Origin of the sequence: Pseudarthrobacter chlorophenolicus, assembly GCF_000962805.1 — a bacterium.
GTDB classification, from domain to species: Bacteria; Actinomycetota; Actinomycetes; order Actinomycetales; family Micrococcaceae; genus Arthrobacter; species Arthrobacter chlorophenolicus_A.
Genome location: NZ_JZTW01000034.1, coordinates 1 through 15749 on the forward strand (window position 1 = coordinate 1; position 15749 = coordinate 15749).

Sequence of the window (15749 nt, forward strand, 5' to 3'; positions counted from 1 at the left end):
TCCCGCCGGCGGTGGCTTCGGCAAGGGCGGCCGCGGCCGCGGCGGTACCCAGGGTGCCTTCGGCAAGGGCGGCGCAGGCCGTGGCAAGCAGCGCAAGTCGAAGCGCGCAAAGCGCCAGGAACTTGAGCAGATGAGTGCACCGTCGCTGGGTGGCGTGAGCGTACCCCGCGGCGATGGCAACACTGTGATCCGCCTGCGCCGTGGCTCGTCCATCACGGACTTCGCCGACAAGATCGAGGCGAACCCCGCAGCACTGGTGACCGTGCTGTTCCACCTCGGTGAGATGGCCACGGCCACCCAGTCGCTGGACGAAGACACCTTTGCGCTTCTTGGTGAAGAGCTGGGCTACAAGCTCCAGGTCGTTTCCCCCGAGGACGAAGAGCGCGAACTGCTCTCCACGTTCGATATCGACGTTGAGGCCGAACTTGAGGCTGAAGGCGACGAAGAACTCGAACCGCGTGCCCCCGTGGTTACCGTCATGGGCCACGTTGACCACGGTAAGACCCGGCTCCTGGACGCCATCCGCAACTCGGATGTCGTGGCCGGCGAACACGGTGGCATCACCCAGCACATCGGTGCCTACCAGATCAGCCACGAACACGAAGGCGTCGAGCGCGACATCACCTTCATCGACACCCCGGGCCACGAGGCGTTCACCGCCATGCGTGCCCGTGGTGCAAAGGTCACCGACATCGCCATCCTTGTGGTGGCAGCCGATGACGGTGTCATGCCGCAGACGGTTGAAGCACTCAACCACGCCCAGGCGGCCAACGTGCCGATCGTCGTGGCAGTGAACAAGATCGACAAGGAAGGCGCCAACCCTGACAAGGTCAAGGGCCAGCTGACCGAGTACGGCCTGGTTCCCGAGGAATACGGTGGCGACACCATGTTCGTTGAGGTCTCTGCCCGCCAGAACCTCAACATCAACGAACTGATCGACGCTGTGCTGCTGACCGCCGACGCCGCGCTGGACCTCCGGGCCAACCCGGACAAGGCCGCCCGCGGTATTGCGATCGAAGCGAACCTGGACAAGGGCCGCGGTGCGGTTGCTACCGTCCTGGTGCAGTCCGGAACGCTGGCAGTCGGCGACACGATCGTGGCAGGCACGGCCCACGGCCGCGTCCGTGCCATGTTCGACGAAGACGGCGAAGCACTCGACGTGGCACTGCCGTCCCGCCCCGTCCAGGTCCTCGGCCTGTCCAACGTGCCGCGCGCCGGTGACACCTTCCTGGTGACCTCCGACGAGCGGACCGCCCGCCAGATCGCCGAAAAGCGTGAAGCAGCTGACCGTAACGCCCAGCTCGCCAAGCGCCGCAAGCGCATTAGCCTCGAAGACTTCGACCAGGCAGTGGCTGACGGCAAGATCGACACCCTCAACCTCATCCTCAAGGGTGACGTGTCCGGTGCCGTGGAAGCCCTCGAAGACGCACTGCTCAAGATCGACGTCGGCGAAGGCGTGCAGCTGCGCGTTATCCACCGCGGTGTTGGTGCGATCACGCAGAACGACGTCAACCTGGCGACGGTCGACAGCGCCGTCATCATCGGCTTCAACGTCAAGCCTGCCGAGCGTGTTGCCGAGCTGGCAGACCGCGAAGGCGTGGACATGCGCTTCTACTCCGTCATCTACGCAGCCATCGATGACATCGAAGCAGCGCTCAAGGGCATGCTCAAGCCGGAATACGAAGAATTCCAGCTTGGCACCGCCGAGGTCCGCGAAGTCTTCCGTTCTTCCAAGTTCGGAAACATTGCCGGCTCGATCGTCCGCTCCGGCATCATCCGCCGCAACACCAAGGCACGGATCAGCCGCGACGGCAAGATCATCGGCGACAACCTCACCATCGAGACGCTCAAGCGCTTCAAGGACGACGCCACCGAGGTCCGCACGGACTTCGAATGTGGTATCGGTCTTGGCTCGTACAACGACATCACCGAAGGTGACATCATCGAGACGTTCGAGATGCGCGAGAAGCCGCGCGTCTGAGGTTGAACTCCCTGGCGGGGCCGCTGCGATTTTCCGGCGGCCCCGCCCCTTCGCTGGGCGGCCAACGTCTTACGACGTCGGCCGCCCAGCTTCGGCAGGCCCGATGCCACTCCCAGGCCGCCGGAAAAATCCCAGCGGTGTCCGTCGTAGACTCACCTTTGGTGCGTGGCATCCGAACCTTGGGTGCGTTGGCTGGCCCTGCGCCGCCGTCGTACCCCCTCTTTTTCTTTTTAGGAGTTGAACATGGCTGATCCGGCACGTGCTGCCAAGTTGGCGCAGCGGATTAAGGTTGTTGTTGCTGAGGCTCTTGGCCGGAAGGTCAAGGATCCGCGGCTCGAGGGTGTCACCGTGACTGATGCCCGCGTGACGAACGACCTGCAGCACGCCACGGTGTACTACACGGTCTTCGGTGACGAGACCGCCCACGCCGACGCTGCGAAGGGCCTGGAAAAGGCCAAAGGCGTCCTGCGGCAGGAAGTCGGCCGCAACATCACCGTCCGGCTGACGCCGACCCTGGAGTTTGTCGCCGACCAGATCCCCGTGGTGGCTTCCAACCTGGAGGAACTGCTGCGGGAAGCCAAGAAGCGCGACGCCGAAGTGGCCGCCCTGGCTGCCACCGCCAAGCACGCAGGGGAAGCTGATCCCTACAAGAGCGATGCTCCCGAGGATGTTGACATCGACGAAGACGACTTCGACGAAGAGGACATTGACCTCGCCGGCGACGACGACATCGATGAAGACGCCAACAAGGACGCGGACAGCACCAAGTAGCGCTTGACCGCAGGAGCAGGCCCGGACTGACAACCCATGTCAGTCCGGGCCTGCTGCTTTCTTCGGGGTCCTGATCCCTGCTAGCGGATACTGGCCTTGATGAGCTTCCCGGTGGCGGGCGGGGGACCGGCAGGCGGTTCTGGTCCCAGCATGGCCGGCAGTACGTCCGTGGTGGCGTACAGCGTCCGCCCCTGGATCTCGACATCGGCCGGCTGGTTGACCGTGAGGAACTCCGAACGCTCGCCCTTCCAGCCGCTGAACTTCAGGATCTTCCCGCCGAACAGCGAAGCCACATAGACGTCACCGTTGTTCGCTATGGCCAAACCCGTGGGGCTGAGGATTTCGTCTGCCCACACCTTCGTCCTGCCATTCCAGGGGTTGATCCGGAAGACCGCACCGCGGTCCCCAAGGGCCGGGCTTTCCGGACCGCCGGGCAACGAGGTCACGTACAGCCAACCATCCTGGCCAATCTCCACATCGGTGGGAACCGGCTCGAAGGCGTACTCGTGTCCCGCGACGCAGGCCGGCACGCCGAGGCCGCCTTCCGCCTCCGGACGGGCAGCAGTTTCAGGAACGACGGTTGGCCGCGGCGGCAGGACCGCCAGGGTGGAAATCTCGCCGGACCGCAGGTTGACCGTAAGGATGGCATTCATTCCGGCGTCGGCCACGTACGCGGTATTGCCCTGGACAGCCAGCGCGTAGGGATGCGAATCGACGGTACCCGTATAGCGGGCAGGAGCCGGGGACTCCTTGGGCCATTGCTGCAGGCACGCGTCACTGACATCGTCACCAAAGCCGTACTCCTGGTCGCCGTCGGGGTTGTTCTCCCGTTCGTAGTCGGCGAAGTTGGTGATGGTCCTGACATCACCGTCCGGGCTGATGGCCTTCAGGTAGCCCTCAAGGTTCTCCGGCTTGCCCAACCCGGCACCGGTGCTTTCCAGGAAGAACGTGGTGGCCCCACGGGTGTCCACCCCTGCAACGTCCCACCCGGGCTTGGGACTGGTGTAGACATCTGCGACGGTGCCGTCCCGGCCAACCCGGCTCAGCTTGCCGGCAAAGTCCTGGCTCACGTACACGGACTTCGCTGTTCCGAGGGCCAAGTGCAATGGCGTGGCAAGGCCGGTGGCAACTTCTTCAGGTTTGACGTCGTCACGGCCCTTATCTGACGCTGCCGACGGGCTGGCCGGGGCAAAAGCCAACACAGCCGCCACCAAACCAATAATGGTGATCTTTTTCTTCATTGTGGGTACTCCGGGTGCGTGCCCTTAGCGGGCCGGATAGGAAGCCTCCCAAGAGGCAAAAAATACGGACCCCCGCGGGCAAGGATATGCCTGCACGGCCAGGATGTCATCGGTACTTTGCCCCCTAAATCCAACCCCATTTTGCATGCCCGAAAGGCCTGCCACATGGCTAGGATCTAGCTATGACCACGGCGCCCGAGCAGAACAGCCCTTCCCGCTACCTTCAGCAGGCCGTATGCCTGGCGACGGAAAACGTGGACCGCGGCGGCGGCCCGTTCGGCGCAGTGGTGGTGACGGCCGACGGCCGGGTCTTCGAAGGCGTCAACCGTGTCACCCGCGACAACGACCCCACCGCCCACGCCGAAGTAGTGGCCATCCGCGCCGCCGCTGCAGGAACGGCGAACTTCAACCTTCAGGGCGCGGTGCTTTACGCCAGCTGCGAGCCTTGCCCGCTGTGCCTCGCGTCCGCACTCTGGGCCCGGATCGACCGCGTCTACTTCGCAGCAGACCGCCACGGGGCTGCCGCCGCCGGCTTCGACGACGCCCTGTTCTATGAGTACTTCGACGGTTCACGCACGGACCTCATGCCTGTCACCCGTGCTGAGCTCCCGGCGTCGGACGCCCCCTTCAAGGCGTGGGGCGCCAACCGGGAACGGACGGAGTACTGACGTGGAAGCCACACTCATTGCCTGCCCCGCGTGTGGCAAGACCAACCGGATTCCGGTGCAGGCTGCGGGCAGGCCCCGCTGCGGCAACTGCAAGGCCGGGCTGCCGTGGATCGTGGACGCGGGAGACTCTGACTTTGGACGCGTCGCCGAAGAGTCACCGGTGCCCGTGCTCGTGGACTTCTGGGCTGCCTGGTGCGGGCCCTGCCGCATGGTCAGCCCCGTCCTGGACAAGCTCGCACGCGAGCGGCCCGGCGCTATCAAGCTCGTAAAAGTGGACGTTGACAAGTCGCCGGCGCTGTCCCGCAGGTTCGACGTCCAGGCCATCCCCACACTGATGGTCCTGGTGGACGGCAAGGTAGCCGCGCGCCAGGCCGGGGCCGCTCCTGCAGATGCGCTCCGTCGGTGGCTGGACAAGGCCCTCTCCGGAGCAGGCCGCTAAGCGGAACGCCTGCCGTCAGCCGCACGCGCCGGGAGCCTGGAGAGACCTTCCAGCAGATCCTGCTGCCTGCCGCAGAGCGCTATCCGGACCCAGCCTTCGCCGATGGAACCGAACGCGGTCCCGGGCGCAAACGCAACACCGGAGTCCGCCAGGAACCGGCGCACCCACTGCCGCACGTCCCCGCCGCTGGCGTGGGACATGTCCGCCCACAGGTAGAACGCACCCTGCGCCCGCAGGTACGGAATGTTTTTGCCGTCGAGGACTGCGGAGGCGGCGTCCCTGTTCTTCCGATAGTGCTGGTGGGCGTACTGCACGTAGTCCTGCGGCCCGGTCAGCGCCGCCAGCGCCGCGTACTGAGAGGGCGCGGCGACGCAGGACACGATCGATTCCATGACGTTGTCCATCTGCTGCTGCAACCCGGGCGGGCACACCAGCGCGCCAATCCGAAGCCCTGTCAGGCCATTCGTCTTGGACAGCGTCAGGGAGGTGAAGACGCGTGCCCCACCCGGCGTGCCGCCGTCGTACCGTGCCGGACTGACGTGCTGCACATCGTAGGTGAACGCCTCGTAGCATTCGTCTGAAATGACCCAGAGATCGTGGCGGCGGGCAAGATTCATCAGTTCCCGGACCGAGCCCTCACTGAGGACGGCACCAAGCGGGTTGGAGGGGGAGTTCAGCACCAGCACCCGGGTCCTGGCCGTGATCAGGGCCTCGATGTCCGCCGTGCGGGGCTGGAAGCCGTGGTCCGGGTAGAGCGGGTAGCCCACGGGATCGGCGCCCAACAGCCGGCTGGTCATCGCAAAGGTAGGGTAGCCGGGATTCGGTATGAGGATCTCATCGCCGGGGGACAGCAGCAGGCTCATGGCAAAGTGAAGGCCCTGCTGGGCACCGGAGACCACGTAGACCCTGTCGGCGCCAATGTCGACCCCCTGCTCTTCACGGAACCTGGCCGCAAACGCCTCCCGGAGGGCGGGAAGCCCGGCGTTCGGCGTGTAGTTCGTCTCGTCCCGGTCCAGGCAGGCCATCCCGGCGTCCAGGACGTGGCGGGGGAGCGCGAACCCCGGCTCGCCGATGCTGAGCACCAGCGCGCCGGGGGTGCGCCACGCGGCCTCGGTGATCTCACGGATCTGGTTCACGGGCACGTCGCGGACATGGGCGGCAAGCTCAGGCATGCCAGCCATCCTAGCGCTGCCGGCCGGCCGGGCAGGGCGTGCGCTGTGCCCCCAACCAGCGCCCATATACTGGTAGGCGTGCTTTCTGGACTGGTGATAGTGGACAAGCCGCAGGGATGGACCAGCCATGATGTGGTTGGCCGGATGCGGCGCATCGCGGGGACCCGGAAAGTGGGCCACGCCGGCACGCTTGATCCCATGGCCACGGGGGTTCTGGTGGTCGGGATCAACAAGGCCACGCGGCTGCTCACCTACATCGTGGGAACGTCAAAGACCTACACGGCCACCATCCGCCTGGGCCAGTCCACGGTGACGGACGACGCCGAAGGGGACGTGGTTGCCTCGGCCGGCACGTCGGCGGTGGCAGAGCAAGCCATCCACGACGGCGTCGCTGCGCTCACCGGCGACATCGAGCAGGTGCCCAGCAGCGTCAGCGCCATCAAGGTCAACGGCGAACGCGCCTACGCCCGGGTGCGCTCCGGTGAGGACGTGAAGCTGGCTGCCCGGCCCGTCACCATCCACAGGTTCGAAGTCCACAGGATCCGGCGCGACGCCGGTGCCGACGTCATCGACATCGATGTCACCGTAGAGTGCTCCTCGGGAACCTACATCCGCGCCCTCGCCCGTGACCTGGGCAACGGGCTGGGGGTGGGTGGACACCTCACGGCCCTCCGCCGGACCCACGTTGGCCCATACTCCCTGGACCAGGCCCGCACGCTGGAACAGCTCGCCGAAGAGCTGGACGTGCTGGAGATGTCGCAGGCCGCCCGGGCCCTCATGCCCAACCGCGAGCTGAGCGCCGAGGAAACCACGGAGATTTCCTATGGCCGCCGGATTGCCGCCGGGGCAGCACCGGGAAGCCCTGGCGCCGCGACCGCCGACCACCCGGCAGCCGCCTTCGCTCCCGACGGGAGCCTGGTGGCACTGCTGGCGGACAGCGGGAACTACGCCAAGCCGGTCCTGGTATTCGCTCCCGGCAACGGCAACTCCGCCGCGGCCGGTGGGGAGGCCTGAGTGGACGCGTTTTTCTATATCATCCTGGCCGTTGGGCTCCTCTCCACCGTCATCTGCCTGGCCGCGGGCATCATGAAGAAAGCACCCAACGACGCCACCATCCTGTCCGTCGCGGCAGTCGAGGTGGCCCTGGTGGTCTACCTGGTGGGGTCGATCATCAGGGTCATCGCCGGTGAAACGATTGCCGGCGAGGCCTGGGAGTTCTGGGGCTACCTGGTGACTGCCATGCTGCTGCCCCCGGCCGCTGTTTACTGGTCCATCCTGGAACGGACCCGGTGGAGCAACTTCGTCCTTGCCGCCGTCGGCGTGACCGCCTTGGTGATGGCCGCCCGAATGAACCAGATCTGGTACTGAAGTGGAAGAAGCACGCAACGTGAATGAGCAGCACCCAAAGTCCGCCGACGCTTCGGTGGGGGACCAAGGCGGCACGAACAAGGCGCGCACCGGCGCCAACGGCAACACCCGCAATACCGGCCCGGGCCGGCTGCTGATTGCCGTGTACGCCGTCTTTGCCATCTCCGCCACCGCCCGCGCCGGCTACCAGATCCTCACCAAGTTCTCTGACGCCCCTGTGGCCTACCTGTTGTCCGCCTTCGCCGCTCTGGTGTACGCCGTGGCCACGGTGTCGCTGGCAAAGTCGGGGAGCACCTGGTTCAAAGTCTCCGTGGCCGCCGTCCTGGTTGAGCTGATTGGCGTTGTGGTGGTGGGTTCACTGAGTATCTTCGATTCCGTGGCGTTCCCGCACGAAACCGTCTGGTCCCTGTTTGGCCGCGGCTACGGGTTCATCCCGCTGATCCTCCCGGTCCTTGGCCTGGTGTGGCTCTACCGGCGCCGGCCTTCGCTGGGAAAAGCGGACCGGTGAATGCGGGTAACCTTGAAGAGTTCCGCGGCCGGATGGCCGCGGATCATTGATTCTGCAGGCAGTTTAAGGCGAGGGTGATGGTCTACATCTGGAACGATCCGTCCGAGGTCCCGGCGGACTTTGGCCCATCCGTTGTCACCTTTGGCAACTTTGACGGCGTTCACCGCGGGCACCAGCAGGTCCTGTCCCAGCTGATCCGCTCCGCCAGGCTGACGCACTCCAAAGCAGTTGCCGTCACGTTCGATCCCCACCCGGCAGTCATCCACCGCCCCGAAAGTGCCCCCCGGCTGATCATGGGGCTGGAGGACAAACTCGAAGCCCTCGGCGAGCTGGGCCTGGACGGCATCCTGGTCGTGAAGTACTCACTGGACCTCGCCAGCCTTACAGCGGAGGAATTCGTGGAGCAGTACCTGGTGGACTGCCTGCACGCCAGCCACGTGGTCATCGGCCACGATGCCCGGTTCGGCCGCGGCAACTCCGGCGACCTGGAAACCATGAAGGCCCTGGGCGGGAAGTTCGGCTTCGAAGTACAGGTGATCAGCGAGTTCGGCTCCGAGGGGTACCCGCTGCATGACGACGACGGCACGGACCGCCGCTGCTCCTCCACCTGGGTGCGCGAAGCTCTGCAGGAAGGCGACGTGGCCACGGCGGCGGAGGTGCTCGGCAGGCCGCACCGGATGCGCGGCGAAGTTGTCCACGGCGCAGCCCGCGGCCGCGCCCTCGGGTTCCCCACAGCAAACCTGGCCAGTAACTCCACCGGCCTCATTCCGGCTGACGGCATCTACGCCGGCTGGCTCGTGGACGAGGCCGGAAAACGCTGGCCGGCCGCCATTTCCGTTGGCTCAAACCCCACGTTCGATGGCGTCAGCCGGCAGGTGGAAGCCCACGTCATCGATCGGCCCCGGGAAGCCGTGGAGGACTTTGATCTGTACGGCCAGACAGTGATTGTGGAATTCGTGGCGCGGCTGCGCGGCATGGTGGCCTACCGTGGTCCCGAAGCCCTGGTGGACCAGATGAAACTGGACGTGGTGCAGGCGCACCAGCTGCTGGCCCGGCACTAGGACCACCCAGGAAGCACGCGAAAGGCAGCACGTGTCCGTCGAGAAGAACACCCGAAAGCTGGACAAGGGAATCGTCCGCGACTTCAGCTCCCGGATGAGTTACGGCTCGTACCTGCAGCTGCCCACGCTGCTGAGTGCCCAACAGCCGGTCAGCGAGCCCGAGCACCACGACGAGCTGCTGTTCATCATCCAGCACCAGACCACCGAGCTGTGGCTGAAGCTGGTGCTGCATGAACTGCGCAGCGCCGCGGGGTGGCTGCGGGCGGACGATCTCGGCTCGGCGCTGAAGGGCATCGCCAGGGTCAAGCACATCCAGAAGACCCTCACCGAGCAGTGGTCCGTCCTTGCCACGCTCACGCCCACCGAGTACTCACAGTTCCGAGGGTTCCTGGGGAACTCCTCGGGGTTCCAGTCGGCCCAGTACCGTGCTGTGGAGTTCGTGCTCGGCAACAAGAACCGCAAGATGCTCCCGGTCTTCGAGTCCGATCCCGAAGCTCACGCCATGCTGGAGGAGCTGCTCGCGGCTCCCAGCATCTACGACGAATTCCTGGCCTACCTCTCCCGCCAGGGCTTCGAGGTGCCCGAAGCCGTCCTGAACCGGGACGTCACCCGCGCCCACGAATTCACGCCCGGACTTGTTCCGCTGTTCAAGTACATCTACGAGCACGCGGCGGAGAACTGGGGTGCCTACGAAGCCTGCGAGGAACTCGTGGACCTTGAAGACAACTTCCAGCTCTGGCGTTTCCGCCACCTGCGCACGGTGCAGCGCACCATCGGGATGAAGACGGGCACCGGCGGGTCCAGCGGGGCGGCCTTCCTGCAGAAGGCCCTGGAACTGACGTTCTTCCCGGAACTATTCGCCGTCAGGACGGAGATCGGACAATGAGCATCCACCAGCAAGGCGCCGGGCATGCCGCCGTCCCGGCGGACGAGGTACTCCGGCAGCGCGCCGCCGAACTCGACCGGGAAGACCCGCTGGCGCACTACCGGGACCTGTTCATCGGCACGGACACGCCGCTGTCCTACCTGGACGGCAACTCCCTGGGAAGGCCACTGAAGCGCACTGCCGGGGACATCGCGGCCTTCATCAGCAACGAATGGGGCGGCCGCCTCATTCGGGGCTGGGACGAGAGGTGGCTGGCCCTGCCGCAGGCCATTGGCGACCAGCTGGGCCGTGCGGTCCTCGGCGCGGCACCGGGCCAGACCATCATTGCCGACTCCACCACCGTGGTCCTTTACAAGCTGATCCGGGCTGCCCTGGCAGCGGTGGACGATCCGGACCGGAACGAGCTCGTCCTCGACACCGGAAACTTCCCCACAGACAGGTACCTTGTGGAGGGCATTGCCCTGGAAGAGGGCCTCACGCTGCGCTGGATCGAAACGGACCCCGCGGCGGGGGCCACCGTTGACCAGGTGCGGCAGGCCGCCGGGCCGCGCACCGCCGTCGTACTCCTCAGCCAGATCGCCTACCGCTCAGGGCACCTCGCAGACCTCCCCGCGATCACCAAAGCCGTGCACGACGCCGGGGCACTGGTGGTGTGGGATCTTTGCCATTCCGCGGGCTCGGTGGAGATCGGCCTGGACAGTGCCGGCGTGGACTTCGCCGCCGGCTGCACGTACAAGTACCTCAATGGCGGTCCGGGATCGCCGGCCTTCGCCTACGTCAACGAGCGCCACCTGCCATCACTGAACCAGCCCATTTGGGGGTGGATGGGCCGCAAGGACGCCTTCGAAATGGCTGCCGGGTATGAGCCTGCGCCCGGCATCCGCGGCTTCCTAAGCGGAACGCCGGCCGTCTTCGGCATGCTGGCCATGCAGGGGACCCTTGACCTCATTGAGGAAGCGTCGATGGCTGCCATCCGGGCCAAGTCGGAGAAACTCACTGCGTTCGCCGTCGAAATTTTCGAGGCCCTGCTGGCGCCGCTTGGTGCCGAGCTGGCGTCGCCGCGTGATCCGGCGGAGCGCGGCAGCCACATCACCGTGGACCATGCTGATTTCACCAAGGCCACCGTTGAGGCCCTGTGGGACGGTGACGTGATCCCGGACTTCCGGGCGCCCCGTGGGCTCAGGGTGGGGCTGTCCCCGCTCAGTACCAGTTTCGCGGAGGTCCTGCACGGCATGGCTGCCATCAGGGACAGGCTCGCGGCCTGACCCGGTTTCCGGCGCTGACCGGGCGCCAGGCCACCGCCGGCCCTGTTTCGACAACATTGGGCAGCGGCCGGTAAACTAGACGATGGATCCGGCTGCAGTCCGTGGCGGCTGGTTCCTGTTGTTTACGGCCGCACCCGGTTTGACCGGTTGGCCGCGGCGGCAGACCCGGCAGTGAATTACTGACCTGGGCCCTCACGGCACATCCCAAGGAGTTATTGTGGCACTTGACGCCGCTGTAAAGCAGTCCATCATCAAGGAATACGCAACCGGCGAAGGCGACACCGGTTCGCCCGAGGTCCAGGTTGCCGTCCTGACCCAGCGGATCAAGGATCTGACTGAGCACATGAAGGAGCACAAGCACGATTACCACACCCAGCGCGGTCTGCTGGCCATGGTTGGTCGCCGCAAGCGCATGCTGAGCTACCTCAAGAAGACTGACATCGCACGCTACCGTGCGCTCATCGAGCGCCTCGGCCTGCGCCGCTAGTCGGACTTTCGGGCGGCCCTGTCCCATTAGGGCCCGGGCCGCCCTGCTTCACCTATAAAACTAAACAGGAGGATCAACCGCATCACGCATTCGCGGTCCTCGGTAGTGATCCCCGGGAACGGCAGCATCGAATGGCTGCCCCGGCCCGTGGGTCTCGATCGACGACCGGGTGCAGGGCCAGTCGACATATGCTGGCCTGGGTTGATGTGGCTGGACTCCGTAAAACAGAAACGGAGGTGACTCTCTATGGAGGGTCCCGAAATCCAGTTCTCAGAAGCCGTCATTGACAATGGCCGCTTCGGCAAGCGTGTAATCCGCTTCGAAACCGGCCGCCTCGCCAAGCAGGCAGCCGGCGCAGCCATGGTGTACATCGACGAAGACACCGCGCTGCTCTCCGCCACCACCGCAGGCAAGCACCCGCGCGAAGGTTTTGACTTCTTCCCGCTGACGGTTGACGTCGAAGAGCGCATGTACGCTGCCGGCCGCATCCCGGGCTCGTTCTTCCGCCGCGAAGGTCGCCCGTCCACCGAAGCCATCCTGGCCTGCCGCCTGATGGACCGCCCGCTGCGCCCCGCCTTCGTCAAGGGCCTGCGCAACGAGGTCCAGATCGTGGTGACCGTCCTGGCCATCAACCCCGACGAGCTCTACGACGTGGTGGCCATCAACGCCTCCTCCATGTCCACCCAGCTCTCCGGACTGCCCTTCTCCGGCCCCATCGGCGGCGTCCGCGTTGCCCTGGTTGCCGACGAGCACGGTTCACAGTGGGTTGCCTTCCCCAAGTACTCCCAGCTCGAGAACTCCGTGTTCAACATGGTTGTCGCAGGCCGAGTTGCCGGTGACGACGTCGCCATCATGATGGTGGAAGCGGAAGCTACGGACAACTCCTGGAACCTCATCAAGGAACAGGGCGCCACCGCCCCCACCGAAGAGGTTGTCTCCGAGGGCCTCGAGGCTGCCAAGCCGTTCATCAAGGCCCTGTGCGATGCCCAGGCTGACCTTGCTGCCCGCGCCGCCAAGCCGACCGTTGAGTTCCCGGTCTTCCTGGACTACCAGGATGATGTCTACGCAGCTGTAGAAGCCGCTGCCGCCGACAAGCTCGCCGCTGTCTTCCAGATCGCTGACAAGCAGGAGCGCGACACCGCTTCGGACGCGCTCAAGGACGAAGTCACTGCCTCCCTGGCCGGCCAGTTCGAAGGACGCGAGAAGGAGCTGTCCGCAGCGTTCCGCTCGGTCACCAAGCACGTAGTGCGCCAGCGCATCCTCAAGGACCAGATCCGCATCGATGGCCGTGGCCTGACGGACATCCGCCAGCTGACCGCCGAGGTTGAGGTTCTGCCCCGCGTCCACGGCTCGGCCATCTTCGAGCGCGGCGAGACCCAGATCATGGGTGTCACCACGCTGAACATGCTGAAGATGGAACAGCAGATCGATTCGCTGTCGCCGGTAACGCGCAAGCGCTACATGCACAACTACAACTTCCCGCCGTACTCCACCGGTGAGACCGGCCGCGTTGGTTCGCCCAAGCGCCGCGAAATCGGCCACGGTGCCCTGGCAGAGCGCGCCCTCGTGCCCGTCCTGCCGTCCCGCGAGGAATTCCCCTACGCCATCCGACAGGTATCCGAGGCACTCGGTTCCAACGGTTCGACGTCGATGGGTTCCGTCTGCGCCTCCACCCTGTCCATGCTGAACGCCGGTGTGCCGCTGAAGGCAGCCGTTGCCGGTATCGCCATGGGCCTGGTTTCCGACCAGGTTGACGGCCAGACCCGCTACGCCGCGCTGACTGATATCCTCGGCGCCGAAGATGCCTTCGGCGACATGGACTTCAAGGTTGCCGGTACCTCCGAGTTCGTCACGGCCATCCAGCTGGACACCAAGCTCGACGGCATCCCCGCTTCGGTCCTGGCCGCAGCCCTGAAGCAGGCCCGCGAAGCCCGCCTGCACATCCTCGAGGTCATCAACTCGGCCATCGACACCCCGGACGAGCTCTCTGAGTTCGCACCGCGCGTCATCGCCGTGAAGATCCCCGTGGACAAGATCGGCGAGGTTATCGGCCCCAAGGGCAAGATGATCAACCAGATCCAGGAAGACACCGGCGCCGACATCTCCATCGAGGACGACGGCACCGTCTACATTGGCGCCACCAACGGTCCGTCTGCTGACGCAGCACGCTCCGCCATCAACGCCATCGCGAACCCGCAGGTTCCCGAAATCGGCGAGCGTTACCTGGGTACGGTCGTCAAGACCACCACCTTCGGTGCCTTCGTGTCGCTGACCCCGGGCAAGGACGGCCTCCTGCACATCTCCGAACTCCGCAAGCTCGCCAACGGCAAGCGCGTGGACAACGTTGATGACGTTGTTTCCGTGGGCCAGAAGGTCCAGGTGGAAATCACCAAGATCGACGACCGCGGAAAGCTCTCGCTCTCCCCGGTTGTGGCCGAGGAAGAAGGCGCGGAAGGCACCGAACGCGCCCACGCCACGGAGCCTGCTGAAGGCGCCGAGATCTAACCGTTCCCTCACAGGAACACCAGTGTGAAACGGCGGGGCCGGTGGGATGATCCACCGGCCCCGCCGCTGTTACGATGACAGCCAGATCCGGCTGCACCACCTGAAAGGCCTCAATGACTGTTGTACCCCTGCCCCTTGAGCAGAACCACCTCCGCGACACCCTGGTCCATGGCTCCGACGGCGGCTCCGAAGTCCGCCGGTCCGTGCTGCCCGGTGGCGTGCGGGTTCTGACCGAAGCGATGCCCGGCCAAAGGTCGGCCACCATCGGTTTCTGGGTAGGCGTCGGGTCCCGCGACGAGGCCCACGGACAACACGGCTCCACGCACTTCCTCGAGCACCTGCTCTTCAAGGGCACCAAACGGCGCACCGCGCTGGAGATCGCCTCGGCCTTTGACGAGGTGGGCGGCGAATCCAACGCAGCGACGGCAAAGGAAAGCACCTGCTACTTCGCCCGCGTTTTGGACACGGACCTGCCCATGGCCATCGATGTCATTGCCGACATGATCACCGGCGCCGTCCTCGACCCTGACGAGATGGAGCAGGAACGGGACGTCATTCTTGAGGAAATCGCCATGGACAGCGACGACCCCACGGATGTTGCCCATGAGCACTTCGTTGCTTCGGTTCTCGGCAGCCACCCCCTGGGCCGCCCCATCGGCGGAACCCCGGACGCCATCCGCGCCGTTGCGCGTGACTCTGTCTGGGAGCACTACCAGCGGTACTACCGGCCCGACGAACTGGTCATCACAGCTGCCGGCGGGCTGGAGCACGACGTCGTGTGCGGCCTTGTGGTGGATGCCCTCGAGGCTGCAGGCTGGTCCCTGGAGACGAATGCGTCGCCGGTTGATCGCCGGCCCACCGAGCGGGCCCTGATCACCGGGACCGCCGGGCTCCAGGTGGTGAAGCGTGCCGTTGAGCAGGCGAACATCATCATGGGCTGCCCCACGATTGTTGCCACGGATGAGCGCCGCTACGTCATGAGTGTCCTCAACGCTGTCCTCGGCGGAGGCATGTCCTCACGTTTGTTCCAGGAGATCAGGGAAAAGCGCGGCCTGGTCTACTCCACCTACTCCTTCGCGTCTTCGTACGCTGATGCCGGCTACTTCGGCATGTATGCAGGCTGCACGCCCTCCAAGGTGCGGCAGGTCCTTGAACTGCTGGGCATCGAGTTGGACAAACTCGCTGAACACGGCATCTCGGGGGATGAACTGCGCAAGGCCGTAGGGCAGCTGTGCGGCGGGATTGTGCTGGCCCTGGAGGACACCGGCTCCCGGATGTCACGCCTGGGCCGGGCGGAACTGGTGTCCGGTGAGTACCAGGACATCGACGAGACCTTGCGGCTGATTAAGTCCGTAACCGCCGAACAGGTGCAGGAACTGGCCGCCGAATTGGCGGCC

General features: G+C 65.5%; 15 protein-coding genes. 13 read left to right on the forward strand and 2 right to left on the reverse strand.

What is annotated here, in order from left to right; genetic code table 11:
• Both infB and rbfA read left to right on the forward strand, forming a co-directional pair.
• A partial coding sequence (gene infB, locus UC32_RS19685; RefSeq protein ID WP_045732865.1) for a translation initiation factor IF-2 occupies positions 1-1981 on the forward strand: 1981 nt, incomplete at its 5' end.
• 243 nt (positions 1982-2224) lie between these two features.
• Positions 2225-2752, forward strand: a complete 528-nt coding sequence (rbfA, locus tag UC32_RS19690) for a 30S ribosome-binding factor RbfA (RefSeq protein ID WP_045732866.1) — start codon at positions 2225-2227, stop codon at positions 2750-2752.
• Between the two features lie 80 nt (positions 2753-2832).
• On the opposite strand, the gene UC32_RS19695 is transcribed toward rbfA, so the two are convergent.
• Entirely contained in the window at positions 2833-3993 is a 1161-nt protein-coding gene (locus UC32_RS19695) for a ScyD/ScyE family protein (RefSeq protein WP_045732867.1), read from the reverse strand.
• Between the two features lie 182 nt (positions 3994-4175).
• Between UC32_RS19695 and UC32_RS19700 the strand changes: the two genes are divergently transcribed.
• Both UC32_RS19700 and trxA read left to right on the forward strand, forming a co-directional pair.
• Positions 4176-4661: a nucleoside deaminase gene (locus UC32_RS19700; RefSeq protein ID WP_045732868.1), complete on the forward strand. Its 486-nt coding sequence runs from the start codon at positions 4176-4178 to the stop codon at positions 4659-4661.
• A gap of 1 nt (position 4662) precedes the next feature.
• Entirely contained in the window at positions 4663-5100 is a 438-nt protein-coding gene (gene trxA / locus UC32_RS19705; RefSeq protein WP_045732869.1) for a thioredoxin, read from the forward strand.
• Here trxA and UC32_RS19710 read toward each other — a convergent pair.
• Entirely contained in the window at positions 5097-6272 is a 1176-nt protein-coding gene (locus tag UC32_RS19710; protein WP_200896423.1) for a pyridoxal phosphate-dependent aminotransferase, read from the reverse strand. The genes trxA and UC32_RS19710 overlap by 4 nt on opposite strands.
• A gap of 78 nt (positions 6273-6350) precedes the next feature.
• Here UC32_RS19710 and truB point away from each other — a divergent pair, with 78 nt between their 5' ends.
• The 9 genes from truB to UC32_RS19755 form a co-directional block, all read left to right on the forward strand.
• A complete protein-coding gene (truB, locus tag UC32_RS19715) occupies positions 6351-7286 on the forward strand; it encodes a tRNA pseudouridine(55) synthase TruB (protein WP_082072236.1) in 936 nt (311 codons plus the stop codon).
• Complete coding sequence (locus UC32_RS19720) at positions 7287-7640, forward strand: hypothetical protein (protein WP_045732872.1); 354 nt, start codon at positions 7287-7289, stop codon at positions 7638-7640.
• Between the two features lie 55 nt (positions 7641-7695).
• Positions 7696-8148 (forward strand): membrane protein, encoded by a 453-nt coding sequence (locus tag UC32_RS19725; protein ID WP_045732878.1) that lies wholly within the window; start codon positions 7696-7698, stop codon positions 8146-8148.
• A gap of 77 nt (positions 8149-8225) precedes the next feature.
• Positions 8226-9209, forward strand: a complete 984-nt coding sequence (locus tag UC32_RS19730; protein ID WP_045732873.1) for a bifunctional riboflavin kinase/FAD synthetase — start codon at positions 8226-8228, stop codon at positions 9207-9209.
• 31 nt (positions 9210-9240) lie between these two features.
• A complete protein-coding gene (gene kynA / locus UC32_RS19735) occupies positions 9241-10095 on the forward strand; it encodes a tryptophan 2,3-dioxygenase (protein WP_045732874.1) in 855 nt (284 codons plus the stop codon).
• Entirely contained in the window at positions 10092-11360 is a 1269-nt protein-coding gene (locus UC32_RS19740) for a kynureninase (protein WP_045732875.1), read from the forward strand. The genes kynA and UC32_RS19740 overlap by 4 nt, the downstream gene beginning before the upstream one ends.
• A 217-nt stretch (positions 11361-11577) precedes the next feature.
• Positions 11578-11847, forward strand: coding sequence for a 30S ribosomal protein S15 (rpsO, locus tag UC32_RS19745; RefSeq protein WP_015936651.1), 270 nt, complete (start codon positions 11578-11580; stop codon positions 11845-11847).
• A 246-nt stretch (positions 11848-12093) separates the two neighbouring features.
• Positions 12094-14352, forward strand: coding sequence for a polyribonucleotide nucleotidyltransferase (locus UC32_RS19750; RefSeq protein ID WP_045732876.1), 2259 nt, complete (start codon positions 12094-12096; stop codon positions 14350-14352).
• 113 nt (positions 14353-14465) lie between these two features.
• On the forward strand, positions 14466-15749 hold a 1284-nt coding region (locus UC32_RS19755), incomplete at its 3' end, for a M16 family metallopeptidase (RefSeq protein ID WP_045732877.1).

Bases quoted from the DNA above. Each gene is read 5' to 3' on its own strand.
- UC32_RS19710 (WP_200896423.1), bottom strand. From the start codon at position 6,272: ATGCCTGAGCTTGCCGCCCATGTCCGCGACGTGCCCGTGAACCAGATC.
- UC32_RS19730 (WP_045732873.1), top strand. From the start codon at position 8,226: ATGGTCTACATCTGGAACGATCCGTCCGAGGTCCCGGCGGACTTTGGC.
- UC32_RS19700 (WP_045732868.1), top strand. From the start codon at position 4,176: ATGACCACGGCGCCCGAGCAGAACAGCCCTTCCCGCTACCTTCAGCAG.
- UC32_RS19695 (WP_045732867.1), bottom strand. From the start codon at position 3,993: ATGAAGAAAAAGATCACCATTATTGGTTTGGTGGCGGCTGTGTTGGCT.
- UC32_RS19750 (WP_045732876.1), top strand. From the start codon at position 12,094: ATGGAGGGTCCCGAAATCCAGTTCTCAGAAGCCGTCATTGACAATGGC.
- UC32_RS19740 (WP_045732875.1), top strand. From the start codon at position 10,092: ATGAGCATCCACCAGCAAGGCGCCGGGCATGCCGCCGTCCCGGCGGAC.
- rbfA (WP_045732866.1), top strand. From the start codon at position 2,225: ATGGCTGATCCGGCACGTGCTGCCAAGTTGGCGCAGCGGATTAAGGTT.